We start from the raw sequence: 3,223 nt of genomic DNA on the forward strand, positions 1-3,223 counted from the left end.
CTAGGGCAAGCGCAGGTTTGCGTTCGCGGCCCAGGACAAGCGCTGGTTTACGAGCATGCGCGGCGCGGCTGGCGCGTGCGGGCCTGCGGCATACTTCTTGCGTTGCCTGACTGTGCAGCTTTCAACCCCTTCCATGCGCCACCGACTTCCGCCCCTCAACACCTTGCGCGTCTTCGAGGCCATCTACCGCCGCGGATCGATACGCCAGGCGGCCGACGAGCTGTGCCTCACGCCCCAGGCCGTGAGCCAGCAGCTCAAGCTGCTCGAATCGTCGCTGGGCCAGGAGCTGTTCGAGCGCAACATCCGCAGCCTCACGCCTACGCCGGCCGCGCACCTGCTGTACGAGCCCGTGAAGCAGGGCTTCGACTCGCTTGCCAAGGGCGTGCTGGCGGTGTCCAGCAAGGATGCGCGCCGCACGCTGGTGCTGCACGTCAGCCCGTATTTCGCGACCCAGTACCTGATCCGCAACCTGGGCAACTTCCAGGCGGAATTTCCCGACATCGACGTGCGCATGCTGGTGGGCGTGGAGCTGCCCGACCTGCAGCAGCAGGGCATAGACGCAGCCATCCATTGGGGCTACGGCGGCATTCCCCTGCTGTCGGAAACGCCGCTGGTCGAGGACCTCAAGGTGCTGGTTGCGGCACCTTCATTGCTGGCGCGTCTGCCGGTGCACGCGCCCGAGGACCTGCTGCGGCATTCGCTGGTGCTGCCGCTCGCGCAGAACACGCTGTGGCAGGACACGCTGGAATTGCTGGGGCTGCCCCAGACCAACCACCAGCCCGCGCTGCAGCTGCATACCCATGATGCGATGCTCGAAGCCATGCTGGCGGGCCTGGGCATAGGCCATATTTCCTACCTCGATGCGCTGGCCCACATCCAGGCCGGCAGCCTGGTCGCGCCGTTCGGCGTCGACCTGCTCAAGCAGCTGCCGCTGGAGAAGTCGCCGCGCTTTTTTCTCTACTACCGGCCGGACCGCAAGAACTATCCCGTGCTCAAGCGGTTTTCCGAATGGCTGCAGAGTTATGTCTGCCGCCCCGAAGTGATTGGTTTCGAGTCGCGCTGCCGCGCCGCGCCGGCGCTGGGCGCGGACTGAGCCTCAGCGCCGGGCGTGCCGAAAGCAGCCGGGCGCGTGGTCGTCTACCATGCCCACGGCCTGCATCCAGGCATGCACGATGGTCGGCCCGACAAACTTGAAGCCGCGGCGCTTGAGGTCCTGGGAGATCAGCGTGGACAGTTCGGTGTGTGTCGCGATTCCCTCGCCGGCCAGGGTCTGTCCATTGGTGAACGACCAGCAATACCCGGCGAAGTCTTCGCCGCGCGCCTGCATTTCCAAATAGATCTGCGCGCCGCGAATCGTCGCCTCGATCTTGGCGCGCGCGCGCACGATGCCGGCATTGCCCATCAGCCGCTCGACATCCTGCGGCCCGAACGCGGCCACCGTTTGCGGGTCGAAGCCGGCAAAGGCTTCCCGGAAGGCTTCGCGCTTGCGCAGGATGACCTGCCACGAAAGCCCGGCCTGAAAGCCTTCTAGCATCAGCGTTTCCCAGAGCATGCGGGAATCGCGCAGCGGCACGCCCCACTCGGTGTCGTGGTAATGCTGCATCAGCGCATCGGAGTTGGCCCAGGTGCAGCGGGTGATTTGGTTCATTGGTGTTGCCAGCTCTTGTAGACGAACTCCAGACTGTAGCCGTCCGGGTCGAGCACGCCGGCCGCGTAGTAGCGCGGGTCGTAGTGCAGCCGCGCGCCCGGCGCGCCGTTGTCGCTGGCGCCGGCAGCCATGGCGGCGGCGTAGGCCGCATCGACAGCGGCCATGCCGTCCCCGACGAAACCGACATGTACGGCGCGGCCTTCGACCGGCCCTTGGCGCAGCCAGAAGAAAACGCGGCCCCTGGCGCCAAACCCCTTGAGGTCGGGGTGGCCGGGCGGGCCATCCTTGCCGTCATAGTCGTGCTGATGGGCAATGCCCAGGGGCGCCAGCGCGGCAGTGTAGAAATCAACGGAACGCTGCACGTCGCTGACGGAAAGAAAGATGTGGTCGAGCATGGGGCTGGAGTGCGCAATGGAGGTCCTCAGGTTAAGCCAGCAGCGCCTCCAGGGCTTGCCCGTTTGTCTTGGAAATCTGCCTATTCCTGCTTCTCGGCTTGCAAGCCCGCGTCGCTTGCGGTCTGATGGGCGCCATGCAGCAACCCTTGGAAGAACTTTGCGCGCTGGCCTCCAGGGCCGGGAACCGGCTGACGGAAACCGGCATTCCGCGCGTCGCCATGGTGCAGGGCAGGATCCCCGAGCACGAGCTCAACGCCGTCTACGAGCCGATGCTCAATCTGATTCTGCAGGGCAGCAAGTCGATGACGGTGGGTGATCAGACCCTGCACTACGACCCGGCAACCTACTTTGTCATGTCGGTCGGGCTGCCGGCAGCCGGCAGCGTGCGCCCGGGGCCATCTGGCGAGCCCTATCTTGCGGTGGCGCTGATGCTCGATCCGGCCGTGCTGGCGGGCCTGCTGGCCCAGTTGCCTGAAACTGCAAACCACGACAACCAGCCCGCAGGCTTCTCGGTGGCTGCGGTAACTCCCGAACTGATGGATGCCTGGGTGCGCATGCTGCGCCTGATGGAGCGGCCCGCGGAGATTGCGGCGCTGGCGCCGGTCTATGAGCGCGAGATTCTTTTCCGGGTGCTGCAGGGGCCGCATGGCGCCATGCTGCGCGCCATCGCCACGCAGGGCACCGCGATGGCGCGCGTGAACCTGGCCATAGAAAGCCTGCGCCGCGACTACGCGCAGCCCTTGCGTGTCGAGGTGCTGGCGCAGAAAGCGTCGATGAGCACTTCGGCCTTCCACCGCCATTTCAAGGCGGTGACGTCATTGAGCCCGCTGCAATACCAGAAGCAGATCCGGCTGCTGCAGGCGCGCACGCTGCTGATCTCGCAGGGCCGCAGCGTGAGCGCGGCCGCCTATGAGGTCGGCTATGAAAGCCCCACCCAGTTCAGCCGCGAATATGCGCGTGCGTTCGGCCAGCCGCCGGCGCGCGATGCCGCCCGGCTGCTGGGCCGCTTGCGCGCGGCCTGACTTTATTGGAACGCGACTTCGGCAAAGCTGCGCAGCTTGCGGCTGTGCAGCCGCTCTATGCCGCCGGCGCGCAGGATGTCGATGGCGCGCATGCCTATGCGCAGATGCTGGTCCACGCGCTCGCGGTAGAAGTGGTTGGCCATGCCGGGCAGCTTGAT

The 3,223-nt window shown here is 66.1% G+C and carries 4 protein-coding genes and 1 pseudogene; 2 read left to right on the plus strand and 3 right to left on the minus strand.

The genetic code is table 11. The features are described 5' to 3' along the window. Window positions 1-133 precede the first annotated feature (133 nt). Window positions 134-1,093: a LysR substrate-binding domain-containing protein gene (locus tag RR928_RS24560; protein ID WP_332539981.1), complete on the plus strand. Its 960-nt coding sequence runs from the start codon at window positions 134-136 to the stop codon at window positions 1,091-1,093. A gap of 3 nt (window positions 1,094-1,096) precedes the next feature. Here RR928_RS24560 and RR928_RS24565 read toward each other — a convergent pair whose 3' ends face one another. Together RR928_RS24565 and RR928_RS24570 are read right to left on the minus strand one after the other, a co-directional pair. After that, a complete protein-coding gene (locus tag RR928_RS24565; RefSeq protein WP_332539979.1) occupies window positions 1,097-1,648 on the minus strand; it encodes a DNA-3-methyladenine glycosylase I in 552 nt (183 codons plus the stop codon). Then, window positions 1,645-2,043: a VOC family protein gene (locus RR928_RS24570; RefSeq protein WP_332539977.1), complete on the minus strand. Its 399-nt coding sequence runs from the start codon at window positions 2,041-2,043 to the stop codon at window positions 1,645-1,647. The genes RR928_RS24565 and RR928_RS24570 overlap by 4 nt, the downstream gene beginning before the upstream one ends. A gap of 134 nt (window positions 2,044-2,177) precedes the next feature. Here RR928_RS24570 and RR928_RS24575 point away from each other — a divergent pair, with 134 nt between their 5' ends. Next, complete coding sequence (locus RR928_RS24575) at window positions 2,178-3,065, plus strand: AraC family transcriptional regulator (RefSeq protein ID WP_332539976.1); 888 nt, start codon at window positions 2,178-2,180, stop codon at window positions 3,063-3,065. Window positions 3,066-3,067: 2 nt separating this feature from the next. On the opposite strand, the pseudogene RR928_RS24580 reads toward RR928_RS24575, so the two are convergent. Then, a pseudogene (locus RR928_RS24580) lies at window positions 3,068-3,223 on the minus strand (AMP nucleosidase); the annotation flags it as partial.

Source organism: Comamonas sp., assembly GCF_036666375.1.
Lineage (GTDB): Bacteria > Pseudomonadota > Gammaproteobacteria > Burkholderiales > Burkholderiaceae_C > Comamonas.

Bases quoted from the DNA above. Each gene is read 5' to 3' on its own strand.
- RR928_RS24565 (WP_332539979.1), bottom strand. From the start codon at position 1,648: ATGAACCAAATCACCCGCTGCACCTGGGCCAACTCCGATGCGCTGATG.
- RR928_RS24570 (WP_332539977.1), bottom strand. From the start codon at position 2,043: ATGCTCGACCACATCTTTCTTTCCGTCAGCGACGTGCAGCGTTCCGTT.
- RR928_RS24560 (WP_332539981.1), top strand. From the start codon at position 134: ATGCGCCACCGACTTCCGCCCCTCAACACCTTGCGCGTCTTCGAGGCC.
- RR928_RS24575 (WP_332539976.1), top strand. From the start codon at position 2,178: ATGCAGCAACCCTTGGAAGAACTTTGCGCGCTGGCCTCCAGGGCCGGG.